Annotated in this window: 14 protein-coding genes, 2 pseudogenes and 2 riboswitches; of the genes and pseudogenes, 4 read left to right on the forward strand and 12 right to left on the reverse strand. The window is 75.8% G+C overall.

The annotated features are described in order from the left end of the window. Window positions 1–373 precede the first annotated feature (373 nt). From IG64_RS02130 to cobN, 4 genes and pseudogenes are all read right to left on the reverse strand, one after another. Window positions 374–1,435 carry a cytochrome c oxidase assembly protein gene (locus IG64_RS02130; protein ID WP_078883721.1) on the reverse strand — a complete coding sequence of 354 codons (1,062 nt, stop codon included), beginning with the start codon at window positions 1,433–1,435 and terminating at the stop codon, window positions 374–376. A 189-nt stretch (window positions 1,436–1,624) separates the two neighbouring features. Further along, window positions 1,625–2,350, reverse strand: coding sequence for an FAD binding domain-containing protein (locus IG64_RS02135; RefSeq protein ID WP_037851243.1), 726 nt, complete (start codon window positions 2,348–2,350; stop codon window positions 1,625–1,627). 244 nt (window positions 2,351–2,594) lie between these two features. Further along, window positions 2,595–3,142, reverse strand: a pseudogene (locus IG64_RS41865) (GNAT family N-acetyltransferase). 235 nt (window positions 3,143–3,377) lie between these two features. Then, the gene (gene cobN, locus IG64_RS02145; protein ID WP_037851245.1) at window positions 3,378–7,004 is read right to left on the reverse strand and encodes a cobaltochelatase subunit CobN; all 3,627 of its coding nucleotides are present in this window, start codon (window positions 7,002–7,004) and stop codon (window positions 3,378–3,380) included. A 92-nt stretch (window positions 7,005–7,096) separates the two neighbouring features. Continuing rightward, window positions 7,097–7,175, reverse strand: a riboswitch (cobalamin riboswitch). Between the two features lie 101 nt (window positions 7,176–7,276). On the opposite strand from cobN, the gene cobG reads away from it, so the two are divergent. The 3 genes from cobG to IG64_RS02160 are packed head-to-tail and all read left to right on the forward strand — an operon-like array spanning window position 7,277 to window position 10,730. Further along, window positions 7,277–8,581: a precorrin-3B synthase gene (cobG, locus tag IG64_RS02150; protein ID WP_199811484.1), complete on the forward strand. Its 1,305-nt coding sequence runs from the start codon at window positions 7,277–7,279 to the stop codon at window positions 8,579–8,581. Then, window positions 8,578–9,246: a precorrin-8X methylmutase gene (locus tag IG64_RS02155; protein WP_199811485.1), complete on the forward strand. Its 669-nt coding sequence runs from the start codon at window positions 8,578–8,580 to the stop codon at window positions 9,244–9,246. Before cobG ends, IG64_RS02155 begins: the two co-directional genes overlap by 4 nt. Continuing rightward, the gene (locus tag IG64_RS02160) at window positions 9,243–10,730 is read left to right on the forward strand and encodes a precorrin-2 C(20)-methyltransferase (protein ID WP_037851248.1); all 1,488 of its coding nucleotides are present in this window, start codon (window positions 9,243–9,245) and stop codon (window positions 10,728–10,730) included. Before IG64_RS02155 ends, IG64_RS02160 begins: the two co-directional genes overlap by 4 nt. A 92-nt stretch (window positions 10,731–10,822) precedes the next feature. Here IG64_RS02160 and IG64_RS02165 read toward each other — a convergent pair whose 3' ends face one another. Then, window positions 10,823–11,590 (reverse strand): cobalt-precorrin-6A reductase, encoded by a 768-nt coding sequence (locus IG64_RS02165; protein ID WP_037851249.1) that lies wholly within the window; start codon window positions 11,588–11,590, stop codon window positions 10,823–10,825. Window positions 11,591–11,685: 95 nt separating this feature from the next. Between IG64_RS02165 and IG64_RS02170 the strand changes: the two genes are divergently transcribed. Further along, complete coding sequence (locus IG64_RS02170; protein ID WP_037851341.1) at window positions 11,686–12,849, forward strand: cobalt-precorrin-5B (C(1))-methyltransferase; 1,164 nt, start codon at window positions 11,686–11,688, stop codon at window positions 12,847–12,849. A gap of 121 nt (window positions 12,850–12,970) precedes the next feature. Here the strand turns inward: IG64_RS02170 and IG64_RS02175 are convergent, their stop codons facing one another. The 7 genes and pseudogenes from IG64_RS02175 to IG64_RS02205 form a co-directional block, all read right to left on the reverse strand. Beyond that, window positions 12,971–13,984, reverse strand: coding sequence for an ABC transporter substrate-binding protein (locus IG64_RS02175; protein WP_037851251.1), 1,014 nt, complete (start codon window positions 13,982–13,984; stop codon window positions 12,971–12,973). A 12-nt stretch (window positions 13,985–13,996) separates the two neighbouring features. Continuing rightward, a complete protein-coding gene (locus IG64_RS02180) occupies window positions 13,997–14,764 on the reverse strand; it encodes an ABC transporter ATP-binding protein (RefSeq protein WP_037851252.1) in 768 nt (255 codons plus the stop codon). A gap of 1 nt (window position 14,765) precedes the next feature. Next, entirely contained in the window at window positions 14,766–15,821 is a 1,056-nt protein-coding gene (locus IG64_RS02185) for a FecCD family ABC transporter permease (protein WP_037851254.1), read from the reverse strand. 128 nt (window positions 15,822–15,949) lie between these two features. After that, window positions 15,950–16,032: riboswitch (cobalamin riboswitch) on the reverse strand. Between the two features lie 56 nt (window positions 16,033–16,088). After that, entirely contained in the window at window positions 16,089–16,838 is a 750-nt protein-coding gene (cobM, locus tag IG64_RS02190) for a precorrin-4 C(11)-methyltransferase (protein WP_037851255.1), read from the reverse strand. Beyond that, window positions 16,835–17,434, reverse strand: a pseudogene (gene cbiT, locus IG64_RS02195) (precorrin-6Y C5,15-methyltransferase (decarboxylating) subunit CbiT); the annotation flags it as partial. The gene cobM and the pseudogene cbiT, both read right to left, overlap by 4 nt. Before the next feature lie 359 nt (window positions 17,435–17,793). Beyond that, complete coding sequence (locus tag IG64_RS02200) at window positions 17,794–20,082, reverse strand: ATP-binding protein (protein ID WP_234438350.1); 2,289 nt, start codon at window positions 20,080–20,082, stop codon at window positions 17,794–17,796. Window positions 20,083–20,151: 69 nt separating this feature from the next. Beyond that, window positions 20,152–21,138 (reverse strand): helix-turn-helix domain-containing protein, encoded by a 987-nt coding sequence (locus IG64_RS02205; protein ID WP_051812256.1) that lies wholly within the window; start codon window positions 21,136–21,138, stop codon window positions 20,152–20,154. Window positions 21,139–21,494: the final 356 nt, after the last annotated feature.

A 21,494-nucleotide genomic window follows, 5' to 3' on the forward strand; every position in this document is an offset into this window, starting at 1 on the left:
GGACGAGGAGAGGCGGGGGACGGACCGGGAGGAGGAGGCGCACACCGAGAGGGGGGACGGACGCCGAGAGGGGGGACGGACGGGGAGGAGAGGCGCACGTCGAGAGGGGGGACGGACGCCGAGAGGGGGAAGCGGACGCCGAGAGGGGTGCCGCCGGGACGGAGGTGGAGATCGTCGCCCCCCTCGTGCACCGCGCTCAGCGCCCTCACCGCCCTCGGCGCGCGGCGCCCCCCGCCGCGGGATCCGGCAGCTTCAGGGGTTCGTGAGCGGGGTCACCGCGGTGGTCGGGTCGTACGGCGGCGCCGCGGCGGTCGGCGACCGCGCGGTCCGTCGTTCACGGCCGCGGCGGCGTCGCGGAGGGAGCCGTACCGGCTCAGCGGTCGCCGTGCTGGCGGCGGATCCGGTCGGCCACCTCGTTGTGCTCGGTCTCCCACCAGGGGCGCACCCGCTCGGGCGCGGGCGGTGCGGCCGGTCGCGGTGCCGGGGCACCGTCCGCCGAGCCGGCTGCCGAGACGCCCGCCGTCGCGACCGCCGTGCCCCGCTCCTGGTCCAGGCGCCGGTCGAGGGCCGCGTTCTGGATGCGTTCGGCGCGGGCCCACTGCGCGAGGACGGCCAGCAGGAAGGGCAGCGCGACCAGTTCCGCGATGCTGAGCATGGCCCCGCCGCCGACCTGCTGGTCGTGGCGGACGTCGGGGGCCCAGGCGGGAGCGTGGTGGAGGTACCAGGCGCCGGCGATCAGCGTGCCGTGGGTCATGACCACGACGCCCGGCACCGCGTCGACGAGGCCGTCCAGGAAGACGAGCGCGGCACGGACCGGGTGCGTGCACCAGGCGGGCAGGGTCTGCTCCCGGGTCAGCACCGGGACGACGAACAGGCACCCGGCCGCCAGCAGGTGCAGGTACATCAGCTGGTGCAGCCAGCCCACCCGCAGTGCGGTGGCGAAGTACGGCGTGAAGTAGACGACCAGTTCGGTGGTGAGCACCAGCGCCGTGCTGACCAGCGGAAAGGTCAGCACGCGCACGACCCGGCCGGTGACGGCCCGCCGGACCCGGGCCGCCCGCGGCTCGGGCAGTGCCTCGACGGCGAGCCGCAGCGGGTCACCGAGGGCGAGACCGAGCGGCGCGAGCAGGTCCAGCAGGACGTTCTGCACGGCGGCCGGCCAGAACAGGACGTGGTCGTAGACGGCCAGCGCCGACATCGTCGCCACCACCAGCGAGCCGAGCCCCAGCAGCACGAACGCGGCGAGCCGGGCCACCGGCCAGGACCCGCCCCGCCGGCGCAGCCGCAGCACGCCCCACCCGTAGAGCCCGCCGAGGACGGCCACCAGGACCAGGGCGGGCACGTCCGGCTGCCACGAGGTGAGCAGTCCGCCCACCGTCGGCTCCGCCAGGTGCCCCGCCGGCAGCGACATGCCGGTCATCGCGTCCGCCGTCATGCGTATCGGTCTCCTTCGCCCACCGGGGGACGAGTCGGTACAGGTCCCCCGGGACGGTAGCGCCCCGCGCCCCCGCGTCCGGCGGCGGGGTGCCGCCGGACGCGGGGGCGCGCGGCCGGTGCGGATCCGGGGGCACACCCCGTCGGTCACACCGGCCGTCAGTCACACAGCGCCCGTCGGCCCCTCCGGTCACGCGCCCTCGGCTGCGGCGAGGAGGTCCGTGGTCTGGCCGCGGACCGCCTCCCAGGCGGCGGCGGGCAGGTCCCCGAAGGCGGCGGTCGTCCGCAGGGCGTCGAGCGCGGGTGCGGCGCCGCCGTCGCACACGACGCTGTCGTCGCGTACGTCGTAGCCGTCGCGGACGGCGACGTGAAGGCTGCGGCCTCCCCCCGCCTCGGCGTGCAGGGCCGACGCGACGACCAGGGGCGGCGGGCCGCCCGCCTCGCCCGGCAGTTTGCGGTACGCGCCGGCGAGCGGGGTACGCCAGTGGAGGCTGAGGAGGAGGGGCCCCTTGGCCGTGACCTCGGCCAGGCCGGCCTCCCGGACGCCTTCCGCGTCCAGCACCGTGGCACGGGCCCGCAGGACGAGGGCGGCGGGCAGCAGGCAGCGCAGCGAACTGCCCACGAGGTTGCCGCCGACGGTGGCCGTGCGGCGCACGGCCCCGGTGCCGACGCCGGCTGCGGCCCGGCGCAGCACCTGCGGGACCCGTTCGTCGATCCGGTGCAGCACCACCGCGGCACCCAGTGCCTCCGGGCCGATGACGTTGGCCTCGGGCAACTCCCGCAGGGACATGGCCTGTTCGGGGAACCCGTCCCGTTGCCAGGTGGCCCACACCAAGGTCGCCCCGCCTACCGGGACGGCCCCCTCGGCCACGCAGTGCCGCGCTTGGGACACGGATGTGGGCAGACGCAAGAGCACCGCGGCCGACCTGCCTTCCTGGAAGTGGGGTGCCGGGCGGCCGGGCCCTCGGTCGTCCGCCCGTCCGGCACGGCGCATTCTTGCCGCGCGGACGGGGGGCGCGTACAGGGCTCACACGAGCATGCCGGGCGCCGCACCGTCCACGTCCTGTGCCCTCGCTCCTCCCCATCCCGCCCGCCCACGTGCCCGGGGCGCTCCGGCGCAGGGCTCCCACCGCGCCGGGCGCGGGCTGAGCCGTTCGCGGCTACGCCGGGTACGGGTCGGTCGCGAGCCGGGCGTGCGTCTCGACGTCGTACCGGACGCCGTCCCAGGCGAGTTTCTGCCGTTGCAGGCCCTCGGCGGTGAACCCCGCCGCGCACGCCACCCGGCAGGAGGCGGGGTTGTCGGTGCGGTGCCCCAGTTCCAGGCGGAACAGGCCGAGTTCGGCGAAGCACCACTGTGCGAGCCCCCGGCAGCCGTGGGTCGCCACGCCCCGGCCGCGGGCCGCGCAGGTGGTCCAGTAGGAGATCCACCCGGTGCCGTGACCGGGTCCGGACGCCCGACCGCCACACCGCCCAGCGCCCGGTCGGCGCCGTCGGTCACGGCGAAGGCGTAGGCGGTCCGAGCGCGCCACTGGCCGCGCCGCCGTTCGATCCACCGCTCGGCGTCCGCGAGCGTGGCGACCGGTGCGTCGCACTGCCGCTCCATCAGGGGTTCCCCGAACGCCCGCAGCACGGCCCGGGCGTCGGAGGGCACCCAGGTGCGCAGCGACAGCCCGGCGGGCAACGGCACGTGATCACGCAATTCGCTCAACTCCCCCGGTCCCACTGCACTTTCACCGCACAGATCATGCCGTACGGCCTGCCGACGGCGATCGTCGGTTCCGTGGGCCCGGTGGCCCCGGGGGACATCCGGAGCGGTCCTCGACCAGGCCGGGCACCCGGGGGTGCGTGCCGGGCCCCGGAGGAGCACGGTCACCGGCGCGGACCCGAGCGCGGTGGGGCGGGGGCACGCCATCGGGCCGCCCCACCGCAGTCGCGGGCCGGGGTCAGTCCTCGCCCTCCAGGTGTCCCTCCGTCTCCAGGTACACCTGCCGCAGCTGCTCCAGCACGGCCGGGTCGGGCTTCGCCCACATCCCCCGTGACTCGGCCTCCAGCAGCCGTTCGGCGATGCCGTGCAGCGCCCAGGGGTTGGCCTGGCTCAGGAACTCGCGGTTGACCGGGTCCAGGACGTACGCCTCGGTGAGCCGGTCGTACATCCAGTCGGCGATCACGCCGGTCGTGGCGTCGTAGCCGAACAGGTAGTCCACCGTGGCGGCGAGTTCGAAGGCGCCCTTGTAGCCGTGGCGGCGCATCGCCTCGATCCACTTGGGGTTGACGACGCGGGCCCGGAAGACCCGGGAGGTCTCCTCGGTCAGGGTGCGGGTGCGGACCGTCTCGGGGCGGGTGGAGTCGCCGATGTACGCCTCGGGGGCGGTGCCGCGCAGGGCGCGGACGGCGGCGACCATGCCGCCGTGGTACTGGAAGTAGTCGTCGGAGTCGGCGATGTCGTGCTCACGGGTGTCGGTGTTCTTCGCCGCCACCGTGATGCGCCGGTAGGCCGTCTCCATCTCCTCGCGGGCCGGGCGGCCCTCCAGGCCTCGGCCGTAGGCGTAGCCGCCCCAGACCGTGTAGACCTCGGCCAGGTCGGCGTCCGTGCGCCAGTCGCGTGAGTCGATGAGCTGGAGCAGGCCGGCTCCGTAGGTGCCGGGCCGGGAGCCGAAGATGCGGGTGGTGGCGCGGCGTTCGTCGCCGTGGGCCGCCAGGTCGGCCTGGACGTGCGCCCGGACGTGGTTGGTCCCCTCCGGTTCGTCCAGGCTCGCGGCCAGCCGTACGGCGTCGTCGAGGAGGGCGACGGTGTGCGGGAAGGCGTCGCGGAAGAAGCCCGAGATGCGCAGGGTGACGTCGATGCGGGGACGGCCCAGTTCCTCGGCTGGGACGGGTTCCAGCCCCGTGACGCGGCGGGAGGCGTCGTCCCAGACCGGCCGGACGCCCAGCAGGGCCAGCGCCTCGGCCACGTCGTCGCCCGCGGTGCGCATGGCGCTGGTGCCCCACAGGGACAGTCCGACCGAGGCGGGCCACTCGCCGTTGTCGGTGCGGTAGCGCTCCAGGAGGGAGTCGGCGAGGGCCTGGCCGGTCTCCCAGGCGAGGCGGGAGGGGATGGCCCTCGGGTCGACGGAGTAGAAGTTGCGGCCGGTCGGCAGGACGTTGACCAGACCGCGCAGCGGGGACCCGGAGGGGCCCGCCGGGACGGCGCCGCCGGCCAGCGCGTGCAGGACGTGGTCGATCTCGGCGGTGGTCCCGGCGAGGCGGGGCACGACCTCGCGGGCGGCGAACTCCAGGACGGCCCGGACCTGTTCGCCATGGGAGGCGGGGACGGCCGAGGGGTCCCAGCCGGCGTCCTCCATCGCCTGGACCAGGGCGCGGGCCTGTTCCTCCGCCGCGTCCGCGCCCGTGCGGGTGGGAGCGGACTCGTCCAGGCCCAGGGCCTCGCGCAGTCCGGGCAGACTGGTGGTGCCGCCCCAGATCTGCCGGGCGCGCAGCACGGCGAGGACGAGGTCGACCCGCTGGGCGCCCTGCGGGGCCGCGCCCAGCACGTGCAGGCCGTCGCGGATCTGGGCGTCCTTGACCTCGCAGAGCCAGCCGTCGACGTGCAGCAGGAAGTCGTCGAAGCCGTCGTCGTCCGGGCGGTCCTGGAGGCCGAGGTCGTGGTCGAGCCGGGCGGCCTGGATGAGCGTCCAGATCTGGGCGCGGATCGCCGGGAGTTTGGCCGGGTCCATGGCGGCGATCTGGGCGTGTTCGTCGAGGAGTTGTTCCAGGCGGGCGATGTCGCCGTAGGAGTCGGCGCGGGCCATCGGCGGGACCAGGTGGTCGACGAGGGTGGCGTGGGCGCGGCGCTTGGCCTGGGTGCCCTCGCCGGGGTCGTTGACCAGGAAGGGATAGATGAGGGGGAGGTCGCCGAGGGCCGCGTCGGGTCCGCAGGACGCCGACAGTCCGGCGTTCTTGCCGGGCAGCCACTCCAGGTTGCCGTGCTTGCCGAGGTGGATCATCGCGTCGGCGCCGAAGCCGCCCTCGTCCCGGGCGGCGGCGATCCAGCGGTAGGCGGCGAGGTAGTGGTGGGAGGGCGGCAGGTCCGGGTCGTGGTAGATGGCGACGGGGTTCTCGCCGAAGCCGCGCGGCGGCTGGATGAGGATCAGCACGTTGCCGAAGCGCAGGGCCGCGAGGACGATGTCGCCCTCGGGGTTGCGGCTGCGGTCGACGAACATCTCGCCGGGTGCCGGGCCCCAGTGCTCCTCCACGGCGGTGCGCAGTTCGCCGGGGAGGGTGGCGTACCAGCGGCGGTAGTCGGCGGCCGGGATGCGCACCGGGTTGCGGGCCAGTTGTTCCTCGGTGAGCCAGTCCTGGTCGTGGCCGCCCGCCTCGATGAGCGCGCGGATCAGTTCGTCGCCGTCGCCGGAGGCCAGCCCGGGGACGTCGCCGTCCCCGAGGTCGTAGCCGTCCGCGCGCAGGCGGCGCAGGAGGGCCACCGCGCTGGCGGGGGTGTCCAGGCCGACCGCGTTGCCGATGCGGGAGTGCTTGGTGGGGTAGGCGGACAGGACCAGGGCGAGGCGCTTGCCGGCGGGCGGGATGTGACGCAGCCGGGCGTGGCGTACGGCGATCCCGGCGACGCGGGCGGCGCGCTCGGGATCGGCGACGTAGGAGGGCAGGCCGTCGGCGTCGATCTCCTTGAAGGAGAAGGGGACGGTGATCAGCCGGCCGTCGAACTCGGGGACGGCGATCTGGCCGGCCGCGTCCAGCGGGGAGACGCCCTCGTCGTTCTCCTCCCAGGCGGAACGTGCGCCGGTCAGGCACAGGGCCTGCAGGACCGGTACGTCCAGGGCGGCGGGCGCGCCCGCGTCCCAGGACTCGTCGTCGCCGCCCGCGGAGGCGGTGGCGGGCCTGGTGCCGCCGGCGGCCAGCACGGTGGTGACGACGGCGTCGGCGGCGCGCAGTTCCTCGATCAGTTCCGGTTCCGGGGCGCGCAGGGAGGCGACGTACAGCGGCAGGGGCCGCCCGCCCGCCTGTTCGACGGCGTCGCACAGCGCGTGCACGAACGCGGTGTTGCCGCTCATGTGGTGGGCGCGGTAGTAGAGCACGGCGACGGTGGGGCCGTCCGCGGGCGGACTGCTCTCACGGGGCAGCGGTCCCCAGGTCGGGGCGGGCGCGGGCGCGTCGAACCCGTGACCGGTGAGCAGGACGGTGTCGGAGAGGAAGCGGGCGAGGTGCTCCAGGTTGGCGGGGCCGCCGTGGGCGAGGTAGGCGTGGGCCTCGGCGGCGATGCCGACGGGGACGTTGGAGGCGGCCATCAGCTGGGCGTCGGGCGCCTGTTCGCCGGTGAGGACGACGACCGGGCGCCCGTCGGCGAGCAGCAGGTCCAGGCCCTCCTGCCAGGCGCGGACGCCGCCGAGCAGGCGTACGACGAAGAGGTCGGCCTGCGCCATGAGGGCCGGGAGGTCGGCCAGGGCCAGGCGGGACGGGTTGGCGAAGCGGTACGTGACGGGGCCTCCCGCGGCCCGCGCGCTGAGCAGGTCGGTGTCGGAGGTCGACAGGAGCAGGATCCGCGGGGACGGCGGCCGGTCTCCGGCTGGGTGCGACATACGGCGTCCTGCCTTCCTCGGGGTGTCCACGCCCCGGGTGGTGTCCAGATGGGGGTCTCCGCTGCTCGGCCGGGCCGAGAGCCGGAGAAAGGGAGTTCCTGACTCACCCGGTTCCTTCGGGAACCGGGCTCACAGTGGCGGGACCGCGCCGGATTCGCACCGGGCTTCCTCCCCTGTCGCCGTCGTGGCGGTGACGGACCGGATGATCCGCCGAGAAGCATAGTAGGGGCCGTCGCAGCAGGGCAGGACATGTGTGCGATGTGATGGTAGGTATGCTCGCCGCCATGTCCTCGGCTGCCCTCCCCCCGCCGTCCCGGCCCGCACCGGCCGGGCGGGACCGTGACGACGCGTGCCCGGGAACGCTGCGGCTGCACGCGGCGGACGACGGCGCGGTGGCCCGTGTGCGGATCCCCGGCGGTGTGCTGAGCGTGCGGCAGGCCGACGCGCTGGCCGAGGCGGCGGGCCGCCTGGGCGACGGCGACCTCCACCTGACCTCACGCGGCAACGTGCAACTGCGTGCCCTACGCGAGGAGGACGGCCCGGCCCTGGCCGGACTGCTGGACGAGGCGGGCCTGCTCCCCTCGCGCGGCCACGAGCGGGTGCGCAACGTCGTCGCCTCCCCGCTGTCCGGTCTGGACGCGAACGGCCTGCGGGACGTGCGCCCGTGGCTGTCCGGCCTCGACGCGCTGCTGTGTGCCAGTGAGCCGGCGCGGGCGCTGTCGGGGCGGTTCCTGTTCGCCCTCGACGACGGCCGCGGCGACGTGGCCTCGCTCGGCGCCGACGTGACGGTACGGGCCCTGGCCGGCGAGGGCGCGCAGCTCGCCCTCGGAACGGCGGGCGAGGCGCTGGGCCTGTCCGCCGGGGACGTGCCCCGGGCGATGGTGGCGGCCGCCGAGACGGTCGTGGCGGCGGCGCGGGAGCAGGGCACGCGGGCCTGGCGGGTGAGTGACGTGCCGCTGCCCGCCGGCTCCCTGCTGCGTCTGGTCGCCGCCCGTCTGGCCGCCGAGGGCCTGGCGTGCGCGCCGCAGCCGCGCACGACCGGGCACAGCGCGGGTCCGCCGCCCGGGCCCGTCGGCCGCGCCCTGTCGGTGCACGTCCCGCTCGGCCGGCTGACGCCGCCGCAGTGGCGCGAGCTGACCCGGACGGCCGCCCGCACCGGCGGGGAACTGCGCCTGACGCCGTGGCGCGGGGTCGTCGTCCCCGTACCGCAGGACGCGGCGCGGCACGCGGCACGGGACGCGCTCGCCGCCACCGGACTGGTCACCGGCCCCGGTTCGGCCTGGCCCCGGGTGGGCGCCTGCGTCGGGCGGCCCGGCTGCGCCAAGTCGCACGCCGACGTGCGGGCGGACGCGACCGCCGCCCTCGGCGCGCTCGGCCCGCGCGGCCTGCCCCTGTACTGGTCCGGCTGCGACCGCCGTTGCGGACGGCCCGCCGGCGACCACGTCGACCTGGTCGCGGCCGGGGGCGGCGGCTACCGGCTCTCGCTCGTCTCCTCCTCACCGTCGCCGCACGCCCGTACCGTCCTCCTCGACGACCCCTCCCGACTCACCGCCGCCCTGGCGGCGTTCACCTCATGATCCGTACGACCCCCGAGAGCAGCGAGAACACCGTGACGCCCTACGACTACGAGAAGGACGGCGCGGCGATCTACCGCCAGTCCTTCGCCACCATCCGCGCGGAGGCGGACCTCGCGGGTCTGCCCGCCGACGTCAGCCAGGTGGCGGTCCGGATGATCCACGCCTGCGGGATGGTCGACCTCGTCCGCGACCTCGTGTACACGCCCGCCGTGGTGGCCCGTGCGCGCGAGGCCCTGCGGGGCGGGGCGCCCGTCCTGTGCGACGTGCAGATGGTGGCCAGCGGTGTCACCCGCAAGCGGCTGCCCGCCGGCAACGAGGTGCTGTGCACCCTCTCCGACCCGGCCGTCCCCGCTCTGGCGGCGAAGCTGGGCACCACGCGCAGCGCCGCCGCCATGGAGCTGTGGCGGGACCGGCTGGAGGGTTCCGTGGTCGCCGTCGGCAACGCGCCCACCGCCCTGTTCCGTCTCCTGGAGATGATCGAGGAGGGCGCGGGCCGGCCCGCCGCCGTCCTCGGTGTGCCCGTCGGGTTCGTGGGGGCCGCCGAGTCCAAGGACGCGCTGGCCGCTCACCCGTCGGGGCTGGAGCACCTGGTGGTGCGCGGACGGCGGGGCGGCAGCGCCCTGGCCGCCGCCGCGCTCAACGCGATCGCGAGTGAGGCGGAATGAGCGGGCGGCTGTACGGCGTGGGGCTCGGCCCCGGTGACCCGTCCCTGATGACCCTCCGGGCGGTGGAGGTCATCGCCGGGGCGGACGTGGTCGCGTACCACAGCGCACGCCACGGGCGGTCCATCGCCCGCTCGATCGCGGCCCGGCACATCCGCGCCGACCACGTCGAGGAGGCGCTGGTCTACCCGGTCACCACGGAGACCACCGACCACCCCGGCGGGTACCGGGGTGCTCTGGAGGAGTTCTACGAGCAGGCGTCGGCGCGGCTGGCCGCGCATCTCGACGCCGGCCGCAGCGTCGCCGTCCTCGCCGAGGGCGACCCGCTCTTCTACGGCTCCTACATGCACCTGCACAAGCGGCTCGCCGACCGCTACGAGACGGAGGTGATCCCCGGGGTCACGTCCGTGTCGGCCGCCGCGGCCCGCCTGGGCGCCCCGCTCGTCGAGGGCGAGGAGGTGCTGACCGTCCTTCCCGGCACCCTGCCCGAGGAAGAACTGACGGCGCGGCTGGCGGCGACGGACTCGGCGGTCGTCATGAAGCTGGGCCGTACGTTCCCCAAGGTGCGCGGCGCCCTGGAGGCTTCGGGCCGGCTGGCGGAGGCCCGGTACGTCGAGCGGGCCACGATGCCCGGGGAGCGGGTCGGCGCGCTGGCGGACGTGGACGCCGGGTCCGTGCCGTACTTCTCGGTGGCCGTGCTGCCCAGCCGCGTCGACGCCGGACGCCCGGCGCGGGAGCGGGGCGAGGTCGTCGTGGTCGGCACGGGTCCGGCCGGTCCGCAGTGGCTGACCCCCGAGACGCGGGGCGCGCTGGCCGCGGCCGACGACCTGGTCGGCTACACCACCTACCTGGACCGGGTGCCGGTGCGCCCCGGTCAGCTCCGGCACGGTTCGGACAACCGGGTGGAGGCCGAGCGCGCGGAGTTCGCCCTGCAACTGGCCCGGCGCGGTCGCCGGGTGGCCGTCGTGTCCGGCGGCGACCCCGGGGTCTTCGCGATGGCCACCGCCGTCCTGGAGGCCGCCTCGCAGCCCGCTTACGCCGATGTGGCGGTGCGGGTGCTGCCGGGCGTGACCGCCGCCAACGCCGCCGCCGCCCGGGCCGGCGCCCCTCTCGGCCACGACTACGCCACGCTCTCCCTCTCCGACCGGCTCAAGCCCTGGGAGGTCATCGCGGCACGGCTGCGCGCGGCGGCCTCGGCGGACCTGGTGCTGGCCCTGTACAACCCGGGCTCGCGCAGCCGCACCTGGCAGGTGGCCAAGGCCCGGGACGTGCTGCTGGAGCACCGGGCCCCGGACACGCCCGTGGTGGTGGCACGGGACGTGGGCGGCCCCGGCGAGCGGGTGCGGATCGTGCGGCTCGCCGGCCTGGACCCGGCCGAGGTCGACATGCGCACGATCCTGCTGGTCGGCTCGTCCCAGACCCAGGTGGTCCGGCGCGGCGACGGCCAGGAGATCGTCTGGACACCCCGCCGGTACCCGGAGGCGTGAACGGGGCTCGGGGCCGGGCGGCGCACGCCGTGGGCGGGACGGGGTCCCGCCCACGGCCCCACGGCCCCGCGTCCGTGCCGGAGGCGGCGGGTTCAGCCGGTGGACCCGGGCGCGGGCCGGCCGGGAAGCCGCCCGGCGAGCCAGTGGGCCGCCTCCTGCGGGGTGGCCACGGACGGGACGCCCTCGGGCACGGGCGGGCGCCGGACCATGACCACCGGCAGTCCGGCCTCCCGGGCCGCCGTCAGCTTGGGCGCGGTGGCCGCTCCCCCGCTGTCCTTGGTGACGACGACGTCGATCCGGTGGCGGCGCAGCAGTTCGCGTTCCCCGTCCAGGCCGAAGGGACCACGGTCGAGCAGCACCTCCATGGCCGCCGGGTGCGGCGGCTCGGGCGCGTCGACGGACCGTACGAGGAACCACAGGCCGTCCAGGCCGGCGAAGGCGGCCAGACCGGTCCGCCCGGTGGTGAGGAAGACCCGCCGCCCGAGCCCCGGCAGCAGCCGGGCCGCCTCCTCCAGCGAGGCCGCCTCGTGCCACCGGTCGCCCGGGACGGGGACCCAGCCGGGGCGGCGCAGGGCGAGCAGGGGAACATGGGCGGTGGCCGCGGCCCTGGCCGCGTGGAAACTGATCGTCCCGGCGAAGGGGTGGGTGGCGTCGATGAGCGCGTCGACCGCGTGCTCGCGCAGCCACGCCGTCAGTCCCTCCGTCCCGCCGAAGCCGCCGACGCGGACCTCCCCCGGCGGCAGCCGGGGTCCGGCGACCCGTCCGGCGAGGGAGCTGGTCGCTCTCACTCCGGGCGTGCCGTGGAGCAGTTCCGCGAGCCGGCGGGCCTCGGTGGTGCCGCCGAGGATCAGGACGTGCATGGGATCCGGTCCGTTCATGAGTAGCAGTGAGCAGTGAGGAAGACGACGTGGGCAGGGCGAGCGGCGGGAGCACCGCGGACACGGACGGCCGGGAGGTGCCGCCGGCGCAGGGCGGCGCACCGGCGCCGGCCGTCAAGGGCGGACGGCGCGGGCAGCTGGAGCACAGCGGGCTGCGCCCCGGCTGGACCACGGGTGCCTGTGCGACGGCGGCCACGACCGCCGCGTACACCGCGCTGCTGACCGGCGAGTTCCCCGATCCGGTGACCGTCACCCTGCCCAAGGGGCAGACGCCGTCGTTCGCGCTGGCGGTGGAGGAGCTGACCGGCGCGTACGCCATGGCGGGGGTGGTCAAGGACGCCGGGGACGATCCGGACGTCACGCACGGGGCGCTGGTGCGTGCCACGGTCCGGACGCTGCCCGCCGGTTCGGGGGTGGTGTTCAGGGCCGGCCCCGGGGTCGGCACCGTCACCCGGCCCGGCCTGCCGCTGCCGGTGGGTGAGCCCGCCGTCAATCCCGTCCCGCGCCGGATGATGCGTGATCATGTCGCCGAGGTCGCCGCCCGGCACGGGGGCGGCGGGGACGTCGAGATCACCGTCTCCGTGGACGACGGCGAGGAGATCGCCCGCTCCACGTGGAACCCGCGGCTCGGCATCATCGGCGGTCTGTCCGTCCTCGGCACGACGGGCATCGTCGTGCCGTACTCGTGCTCGGCCTGGATCGACTCCATCCGCCGGGGTGTGGACGTGGCGCGGGCGGCGGGGCGCGAGCACGTCGCCGGGTGCACCGGATCGACCTCGGAGAACACGGTCGTCGCAGAGTACCGCCTCCCCGAGGACGCACTCCTCGACATGGGCGACTTCGCGGGCGCGGTGCTCAAGTACGTACGCCGTCACCCGGTCCCCCGGCTCACCGTCTGCGGCGGCTTCGCCAAACTGTCCAAACTGGCGGCCGGCCATCTCGACCTGCATTCCGCGCGGTCCCAGGTGGACAAGGGGTTCCTGGCCGCCCTGGCCCGGCGCGGCGGCGCCGACGAGGCACTGGCGGCGGAGGTCGCGGCGGCCAACACCGGTCTGGCCGCGCTCCAGTCGTGCCTGGCGCGCGGGGTTCCGCTCGGCGACCTCGTCGCCGGGGCGGCCCGCGACGAGGCGCTGGCCGTGCTGCGCGGGGCGCCGGTCGCGGTCGACGTCATCTGCATCGACCGGGCGGGCGGGATCGTGGGCCGCAGCGCGGTCGGCGGCCCCGGCGGCGCCTCCCGGTGAACCGCCGGCACGCTCCGGTGGAGCCGTGCCCGCGTCCGGCGGTCCCGCCGCGGTGCCCCACGGCGGGACCGCCCCGCCGTCCGGTGGCCCGGTGGCGGCGCGCCGTGACCGCCCCGCCGTCTCACCGCTTCCCCGCCACCGTCCGCAGATAGGCACCGAGCCGGGCGATCGCCGCCGGGTTGCGCGGGCTCTCCACCAGGTCGGCGTAGTCGAGGACGAAGATCCTGCGGTGCCTCACGGCGGAGACGTCACGCAGCGGGGCGTAGGAGAGCAGGAACCGCTTCTTCTGCTCGGCGCCGACGTCGCCGTAGTCGCAGACGACGATGACGTCGGGATCGCGTGCGACGACGCTCTCCCAGCCGACCGTGGTCCAGGAGTCCGCGGCGTCCTCCATCACGTTGACGCCGCCCGCCTCGGTGATGATCTGCTGCGGCGCGGCGTAGCGGCCGGAGGTGAAGGGCTGGTCCCGGCCGCTGTCGTAGAGGAACACCCTGGGGCGGCCGGCGCCCCTGGGGGCCCGTGCCCGGACGCCGGCGACCTGTTCGCGGAAGCCGGCGATCAGCTTCGCCGCGCGCTCCTCGACGCCGAAGAGGCGGCCGAGGTTGGTGAGGTCGGCGTACAGGGCGTCGAGCGGTGGCATGATGCCGCGGGAGGTCGTGGTGCGGCCGTTGCGGCAGGACTCGGTCAGGACGTACGAGGAAATCCCCAGCTTCTCGAGCGCGTCGGGGGTGAGGCCGCCGTCCTCGCGGAAGCCGTAGCCCCAGCCGGCGAGGACGAGGTCGGCGCGGGCGTCGAGGACGTTCTCCCGGGTGAGCTGGTCCTTGGAGAGCCGTCTCACCTTGCGGTAGGCGTCCTTCCACGGCACGCCGGTCAGGTCGCCCTTGTCGTCGGGCATGGCGTAGCCCGCCATGCGGTCCTCCAGGCCGAGGGCGAACATCAGCTCGGTGATGCCGACGTCGTTGGTGACGACGCGCTCGGGGACCTTGTCGTAGGTGACCTTCCGGCCGCAGTTGGTGAGGGTGACCTCGGTGGCGGAGGCGGCGTCGCCGGCCGGCTCGACGCGGGCTCCGCAACCGGTGAGGGCGGCGGTCAGCGCGGCGGCCAGGCAGAGGGCGGCGGCGGGCGCGAGGCGCATGGGGGCGTGTCCTTACGTGGTGGGCGGGAGCAGGTCGAACAGCAGCCGGACCGCGCCGGTCTCCGGGTGCCGCACCCGGTGGGCGCGCACCCCGAACACCTCGGCGAGCAGCTCCGGGCGCAGGACGTCGTGCGGCGGCCCGCAGGCCGCGATCCGCCCGGCGTGGATCACGTAGAGCAGGTCGCAGTGGGCGGCGGCGAGGTTGAGGTCGTGCAGCGCGGCCAGCACGGTCGGGCCGCTGTCGCGGACCAGGGCCAGCACGTCCAGCTGGTGGGCGATGTCGAGGTGGTTGGTGGGCTCGTCCAGGACCAGCACCCGGGGCTGCTGGGCGAGGGCGCGGGCCATGAGGACCCGCTGCTTCTCGCCGCCGGACAGGGTGAGCAGGCCGCGGTCGGCGAGGTGGGCGACGCCGGTGCGCGCCATGGCCCGTTCGCAGATCTCCCGGTCCGCGGCGGCCGTCCGGCCGCGGTGCGGTGTGCGGCCCATGGCGACGGTCTCGGCCACCGTGTAGTCGAACCCGGCCGACGACTCCTGCGGCAGGGCGGCCAGCACCCGTGCGGCGCCGCGCGCGTCCCTGGCGTGCAGGTCCTCGCCGTCGAGCCGGACCGTGCCCGCGGCCGGGCGCAGCGCCCGGTAGACGCAGCGCAGCAGGGTCGACTTGCCGCTGCCGTTGGGGCCGACGAGTCCGACGAACGCCCCCGGCTCCACGGTGAGCCGGACGTCCTCGACCAGTCTGCGGCCGGCCGCCTCGACCGTCACGTCCTCGATGTCGACGCGCATCTCAGCGGCCTGCGAACGCGTAGCCGCCGCGCCGCATCAACAGCAGGAACACGGGCACGCCGACCACCGCCGTGACGACCCCGATGGGCAGTTCGGCGGGGGCGAGCAGCAGCCGGGACACCACGTCGGCCCAGACCAGCAGGACGGCCCCGGCGAGCGGTGCCACGGCGAGGACCCTGCGGTGGTCGGCACCGACCGCCATCCGCACGACGTGCGGCACCATCAGGCCGACGAACCCGATGGCGCCGCTGACGGCGACCACGGTCCCGGTGACTGCCGCGGTGACGACGAAGACCTCCCGGCGCAGCCGGGCGGGCGGCACCCCGAGCGCCGCGGCGGTCTCGTCGCCCATGGCCAGGGCGTTGAGCGCCTCGGCGCGCCGGCGCAGCCACACCCAGCCGGCCGCCACGGTGCCCGCGGCGAGCGGCACCTGGGCCCAGGTCGCGCCGCCCAGGCTGCCCAGCAGCCACATCATCGCCGACCGGGCCGCCTCGCCCCGGGCCGCGCCGAACACCATGACGGTGGTGAGCGCCTCGAAACCGTACGCCAGGGCGGTTCCGGTCAGGACGAGCCGCAGCGGGGACAGGCCGCGCGGCGAGCGGGCGACGGCGTAGACGAGGACCATGGCCGCCAGGCCCGAGGTGAACGCGGACACCGACAGCGCCCACACGCCGAGACCGGCGAACGCCCCCATGAGGATGACGGCGTTGGCGCCGACCGCCGCTCCCGAGGAGATGCCCAGGACGAACGGGTCGGCCAGCGCGTTGCGCACCATGGCCTGGACGGCGACGCCGACGGTCGCGAGCCCGGCTCCGACGACGGCGCCGAGCGCGACCCGCGGCAGGCGGATCTCCCAGACGATGGTGTACGCGGCGGCGTCGCGGGCGGTCACGGTGCCGCCGGTGAGCCCTGCCCCCAGGTGGCGGAGGACGTCCGGCCAGGCGACGGGGGCGGCGCCGAGCCCGACCCCGCACAGGAGCGAGACGAGGAGCAGCAGTCCCAGGCCGGCGGCGAGCGGGGGCAGGGGTGTCCGGCTGGGGGTCGTCCTTCGGCGCACGAGGGGGCCGTCCTTCGGCTGGGCCGCCTGCCGGACGGGAAGCAGGAGATCAGCCCGTACGGCCCGCCGGGGCCGCGCGGTCCCCTCTCGCAGTCCGCGGCGAGCAGTCAACGGGTCGCACCACCCACGGGCGATCGGGCTCGCGCGAGGGGCCGTCAGGCCCTCGCGCACACCGTTGCGGGTCAGCGCCGGACTCTCACCGGACTTCCCCCGCGGGAGGCAAGGGGAGCCTAACAAACGGGGCGTGAGGTCCACCGCGGGGCCCGGTCAGCACACGTGCCGCTCCCGCTCGGGCGAGTACAGGTGGCTGTCGCCGAACTGCTCCGCGCCCAGTGTGCGGCCCACGATGATCACGGCGGTGCGCAGCACCCCGGCGGCCTTCACCTGCTGGGCGATGTCGTCGAGGGTGCCCCGCAGGACCAGTTCGTCGGGGCGTGAGGCGTAGGCGACGACCGCGGCGGGGCAGTCGGCGCCGTAGTGCGGGAGCAGTTCGCTCACGACACGGTCGACGTACCGGGTGGCCAGGTGCAGCACGATGAGGGCGCCGCTGCGGCCCAGTGTGGCCAGGTCCTCCCCCGGCGGCATGGGGGTGGCGCGCTGGGCGATCCGGGTCAGGATGACGGTCTGGCCGACGGTCGGCACGGTCAGTTCCCGCTTCAGGGCGGCCGCGGCGGCGGCGAAGGCGGGCACGCCGGGGACGATCTCGTAGGGCACCCCGGCCGCGTCGAGCCGCCGCATCTGCTCGGCGACGGCGCTGAAGACGGACGGGTCGCCGGAGTGCAGCCGGGCCACGTCGTGGCCCTCCTCGTGGGCGCGCACCAGCTCGGCGGTGATCCGGTCCAGGTCGAGCTGCGCGGTGTCGACCAGACGGGCTCCCGGCGGGCATTCGGCGAGGAGTTCGCGGGGGACGAGGCTGCCCGCGTACAGGCAGACCCGGCAGGCGGCGAGGGTGCGGGCGCCGCGCACCGTGATGAGGTCCGCGGCGCCGGGGCCCGCGCCGATGAAGTACACGGTCATCTGTCTGCTCCTGTGGGTTCTTCGACGGTCTTGCGCACGGCCCACTGGGTCACCGGCATCGCCTGCCGCCACCCGGTGAAGCCGCCCACCGGCACGGCGTGCGCCACCGCGAGCCGCACCAGCTCGCCGCCGTGGCGCCGGTAGGCGTCGGCGAGCAGCGCCTCGGACTCCAGGGTCACCGTGTTGGCGACCAGCCGTCCGCCGACGGGCAGCGCCGTCCAGCAGGCGTCGAGGAGGCCGGGGGCGGTGAGTCCGCCGCCGACGAACACCGCGTCGGGGGGCGGCAGTTCGGCCAGTGCCCGGGGGGCCGTCCCGGTGACCACGCGCAGGCGGGGCACTGCGAGCCGTTCGGCGTTGCGGGTGATGCGCGCGGCCCGCACCGGGTCCCGTTCGACGGTGACCGCCCGGCAGGCGGGGTGGGCGCGCAGCCATTCGACGGCGATGGAGCCCGATCCGCCGCCGACGTCCCACAGCAGTTCGCCGGGGCGGGGGGCGAGCGCGGCGAGGGTGGCGGCCCGGACGTGCCGCTTGGTGAGCTGTCCGTCGTGCTCGTACGCCTCGTCCGGCAGCCCCGGCACGACACCCAGGGGCACGGCGCCCTGGGTGCCTTCGCGGCCGGCGGCGGGGGTCGGTCGTCCTGGTCGGGCGGGCTTCACGTGCTGGTACCTCGGGGTCGGGCGGCGGACGCGGGCACTTCGGCGTGCGGGGATGCTTCGCCGGGGCGCACTCGGGGGGCAGGGGCGCACTCTACTGGGCGGTGCCGGCCAGGGTCACAGGGGGCTCGGCGGCGCGGTGCCGGCCCCGGCCGGAGGACGCCGGGCGGCGCGGTGCGGTGCCTTACCGCATCGCGCCGCGGCCACCGGAGACCGGGTGGCGCAGCACGGCGGTACCGCGCGGCAGTTGGTGGGGGCCGGGCGGCGCGGTACCGGCCGCAGGCCGTGCGCCGCGGGCGCCCTCACCCCGCCGGCCGGGTTTCCGGCCGGGGCAGGGCTTCCGCCCTGGCCCGGATCTGTCCGGCGCGGGCGACGCGCAGGGCGTCGAACAGGTCGGCCGACCGGGTCCAGTTGACCCGGGCCTGATCGGTGTCACCCTGTTCCAGCTGGGCGGCCGCGAGGTGGTCGAGTACGTCGGCCACGTTGTAGTCGTCCAGGACCTCCTGGTAGAGCCGCAGCGCCGCGCGGTAGTGCTCGACCGCGGCGGTGAGGTCGCCCGCGCGCTGCCAGGCGTAGCCCATGTGCCTGCGGGTCGCCGCCTCGTCGTGGCGGTTCCCCGTCTCGCGCAGCAGGGGGATCACCTCCTCGCAGGTGGCGACGGCTTCCTTCGGGTCACCGTGGACGGAGAGGAAGTAGGCGACGATGGCGAGGGCCCGCGCGATCTCGTACGGCTCGGCGAGGGCCCGGGCGAGCGCCAGGCTGTTGCGCGCGTGCCGCAGCCCCTCCGCGTGGCGTTGCTGGTGATGACGGATCCGGCTGGCGTGCCGCTCCGCCTGGAGCTGCTCCTGCGGGGGCAGCCGGTGCATCTGGCGCATGATCAGGCCGAGCAGGTCGTCGGCCTCGTCGATGCCCCCCGTCTCGACGAGCGCCCGCGACAGGTGGGCGGCGGTCCGCGCGACGGCCACCGGGTCGTCGAGGGCGAGGGCCGCGTCGAGCCCGATGCGCGAGGCGGAGATCTCCTCGGCCCAGCGCCCGGTGACCGAGTTGTAGGCCACCCATTCCAGCGTGAGGTCGATGCGGTGGCGCAGCAGCCGCGCGTCGTGCAGGGTGCGCAGCGCGGCGGCGGCGGTGGCCTCCTCCTGGCGGTACCACTCCAGTGCTTCCTCGCGGTCGTCGATCGTGACCCGTGCCACGCCGGGCGCCGGGTCGCCGGCCGGGACGGACGGGAAGCGCCAGACGAACCGGTTGGCGGCGCGGGCGTTGTGGCGCAGGTAGTCCAGCAGGCGCATCTCGGCTCCGAGACGGTCCTCCTTCTCCTGTTCGAGGAGTTCGGCGCCGTAGGCCCGTACCAGGTCGTGCAGGACGTAGCGGCCCTCCGTGTCCCGGGTGAGGAGGCTGGCCGCGGTCAGTTCGCGCAGATGACGGCGGGCCTGGACCGTCTCGACACCACCGAGCGAGGCGGCGGCCTCGGCGGACACCGCCGGACCGGGGTGGACGGCGAGGTACCGGAAGAAGCGTGCCGTCGCGGGTGTGAGCGCCCGGTAGGACCACGAGAAGACGGCGCGTACGTCGACCCGCCCGTCGGCGGCCGACAGCGCGTCCAGCCGCCAACGCGTCTCGCTCAGCTCCCGCACGCCTGTCCGCAGCGGCATCGCGGGCGCCGCGTTCAGCTGCGCCCCGACGACGGCGACCGCCAGCGGCAGGCAGCCGCACAGTGCGACCAGTTCGGCGGCGGCCGCCGGCTCCGCCGCGCACCGCTCCTCTCCGATCCGGGCGGCGAGCGCCGCGATGGCCTCCTCACGGCTCCACACGTCCAGGCTGACCAGCGAGGCCCCCTCCGTCGCCGCGAGGCCGGACAGCCGGTTGCGGGAGGTGATGATCGTCAGGCAGCCCGGGGCGGCCGGCAGCAGCGGCCTGACCTGGTCGGCGTCCCGCGCGTTGTCCAGGACGACGATCAACCGCCGCGACGCGCTCCGTTCCCGGAACAGGGCGCTGCGCTCCTGCACGCCGGCCGGGATGTCGCCGCTGGGCACCTCCAGCGCCCGCAGGAACCCGCCGAGCGCCTCCCCGGGGTCCAGGGGGCGGGCCTCGGCCTCGAAACCACGCAGGTTCACGTACAGCTGGCCGTCGGGGAAGCGGTCCGCCACCTGGTGCGCCCAGTGCACGGCCAGCGCCGTCTTGCCGACTCCGGCCATGCCGCCGATCGCGGAGATGACGACGTGGCCGCCCTGTCCGGCCACCCGCGCGGTGAGCCCGTGGACGGCCGCCAGCGCCTGAGCGCGCCCGCGGAAGGCCGTGAGGTCCGGCGGCAGTTGCCGCGGGACCCGCCGGGTGCGCCGGGCGGACGCGCGCACCAGACGGCGCCGCTCGTCCTCCTCCAGCTCCAGGGCGTCCAGCAGATCGCCCAGGGTGGCCTGGCGCGGCAGGCTCCGTCCGCGCTCCATGTCGCTGATCGCGCGGACGCTGACTCCGGAGGCCTCGGCGAGGCTCTCCAGGGTGAGCAGGGATCGCTGCCGTGCCTCGCGCAGCAGCCCGCCGAACATGCCCTTGTCCATCTCCACCTCCGGCGACCCGCCCGGCGCGCCTGTCATGGCCGGATGTCACCGCTTCGGAAACGGCATGAACCTAGCAGTTGTGGATCGGGCACCACAGTTGCCGTCTCACCTGGTGGGCCCCGGGCGGGCACCGGACGGAGGGGCGGACGCCCGCCACCGGCTGGGCGAGCAGCCGTGGACGGACTTGAAGGCGCGGCTGAAGTGCGCCGCGTTGCGAAATCCCCAGCCGCGGGCCACGGCGGCGAGGGTGCGGCCCTCGTTTCCGGGACGCAGCAGCTCGCGGGCGCACTCCTCGATCCGCCTGCGCTGGATGAGCCGGTGCACGGTGGTGTCCTCGCTCTCGAACAGCACGTGCAGGTAGCGCAGCGAGATGCCGTGGGCCTTGGCGACGAGCGCCGGGGAGAGCTTCGGATCGCGCAGATGGGCGTCGATGTGGGCGCGGATGTCGCCGACGGTCCGCGCGCGGGGGGTGACCGGCGCCGCCCCGCCCGGCCGGCGGGCCTGCTCGTCGACGAGGGTGGCCAGCAGGTCCGTGAGACTGCCGGCGAGCCGGTCCCTGACGTGGCCCGCGAACGCCGCCGCGCCGGAGGCCAGCTCCGCGGCGAAGGGCTGCAGCAGCGCCGCCACGCCCTCGGTCGCGGGGATGGCTCGGCCCGTGACCTGCCGGGCGCGTGCCGCGGAGGGACCCAGGGCGTGCTCGGGGATCCGCAGCGCGTACAGGTGGAACGGCGTGTGCTGGTCGAGGCAGAAGGGCCGGCGCAGGTCCAGGAGTGCCAGTTGTCCGGCGCCGACGACCGCCTCACGTCCGTCCTGCCGTACGGCGGCGGTGCCCTCCTCCTGGAGGAGCAGGACCAGCCGGTCGTCCCGGGCGGCCGACACCAGCCGGGCGGTACGGCTCAGCCGCAGCGGCGCGGCCCGCATCGACAGCAGCCGCAGCCAGCCCACGTCGCCGGTGGTGAGCGTGCCGCGGAAGCCCGCGGGCCCCTGTCGTGGCGTCACGTCGACGGGGGCCAGCCGGCGGCGGACCGCGCTCTCCCAGTGTCCGGCACGGTCGGCCGGCGGCACGGATGCCGTACTGACCTCGTCGTGCATGGTGACTCCCCCTCTCGGCCCGGTCCCGGCGGCGGGACGGACACGTGTGCATGTGCGTCTCTCCAGCCTGTGCGCCGGCGCCGCGAGGGCGGTAGGTCATTTGACCCGCGAGGAGTGGGGGAGGCTCGGTCGATCACCGCGCCGGGTGTGCCGCCGTGCGCCGGAGGGTGAGGGACGCGAGGGGACCGGTGGGGCCCTCGGGCCCCGGAGCGCAGGCGCGACTCGACGGTCCCGTCCCGGTACGCAAGAGCTGCGAAGCCGTCCCCACCACAGACACACCACTCACCGGCGCCGCCCCCGTACACAAGACCTGGCCGCGGAAGCGTGCGAAGCCGTCCCGACCCGCGGACGCACCC

It is taken from the genome of Streptomyces sp. NRRL S-340, assembly GCF_000720185.1.
Lineage (GTDB): Bacteria > Actinomycetota > Actinomycetes > Streptomycetales > Streptomycetaceae > Streptomyces.

Excerpts from the sequence above, each read along its gene's own strand:
- IG64_RS02130 (WP_078883721.1), bottom strand. The coding sequence starts at position 1,435 with ATGACGGCGGACGCGATGACCGGCATGTCGCTGCCGGCGGGGCACCTG.
- cobN (WP_037851245.1), bottom strand. The coding sequence starts at position 7,004 with ATGTCGCACCCAGCCGGAGACCGGCCGCCGTCCCCGCGGATCCTGCTC.
- cobG (WP_199811484.1), top strand. The coding sequence starts at position 7,277 with ATGCTCGCCGCCATGTCCTCGGCTGCCCTCCCCCCGCCGTCCCGGCCC.
- IG64_RS02155 (WP_199811485.1), top strand. The coding sequence starts at position 8,578 with ATGATCCGTACGACCCCCGAGAGCAGCGAGAACACCGTGACGCCCTAC.
- IG64_RS02160 (WP_037851248.1), top strand. The coding sequence starts at position 9,243 with ATGAGCGGGCGGCTGTACGGCGTGGGGCTCGGCCCCGGTGACCCGTCC.
- IG64_RS02165 (WP_037851249.1), bottom strand. The coding sequence starts at position 11,590 with ATGCACGTCCTGATCCTCGGCGGCACCACCGAGGCCCGCCGGCTCGCG.
- IG64_RS02175 (WP_037851251.1), bottom strand. The coding sequence starts at position 13,984 with ATGCGCCTCGCGCCCGCCGCCGCCCTCTGCCTGGCCGCCGCGCTGACC.
- IG64_RS02180 (WP_037851252.1), bottom strand. The coding sequence starts at position 14,764 with ATGCGCGTCGACATCGAGGACGTGACGGTCGAGGCGGCCGGCCGCAGA.
- cobM (WP_037851255.1), bottom strand. The coding sequence starts at position 16,838 with ATGACCGTGTACTTCATCGGCGCGGGCCCCGGCGCCGCGGACCTCATC.
- IG64_RS02200 (WP_234438350.1), bottom strand. The coding sequence starts at position 20,082 with ATGACAGGCGCGCCGGGCGGGTCGCCGGAGGTGGAGATGGACAAGGGC.
- IG64_RS02205 (WP_051812256.1), bottom strand. The coding sequence starts at position 21,138 with ATGCACGACGAGGTCAGTACGGCATCCGTGCCGCCGGCCGACCGTGCC.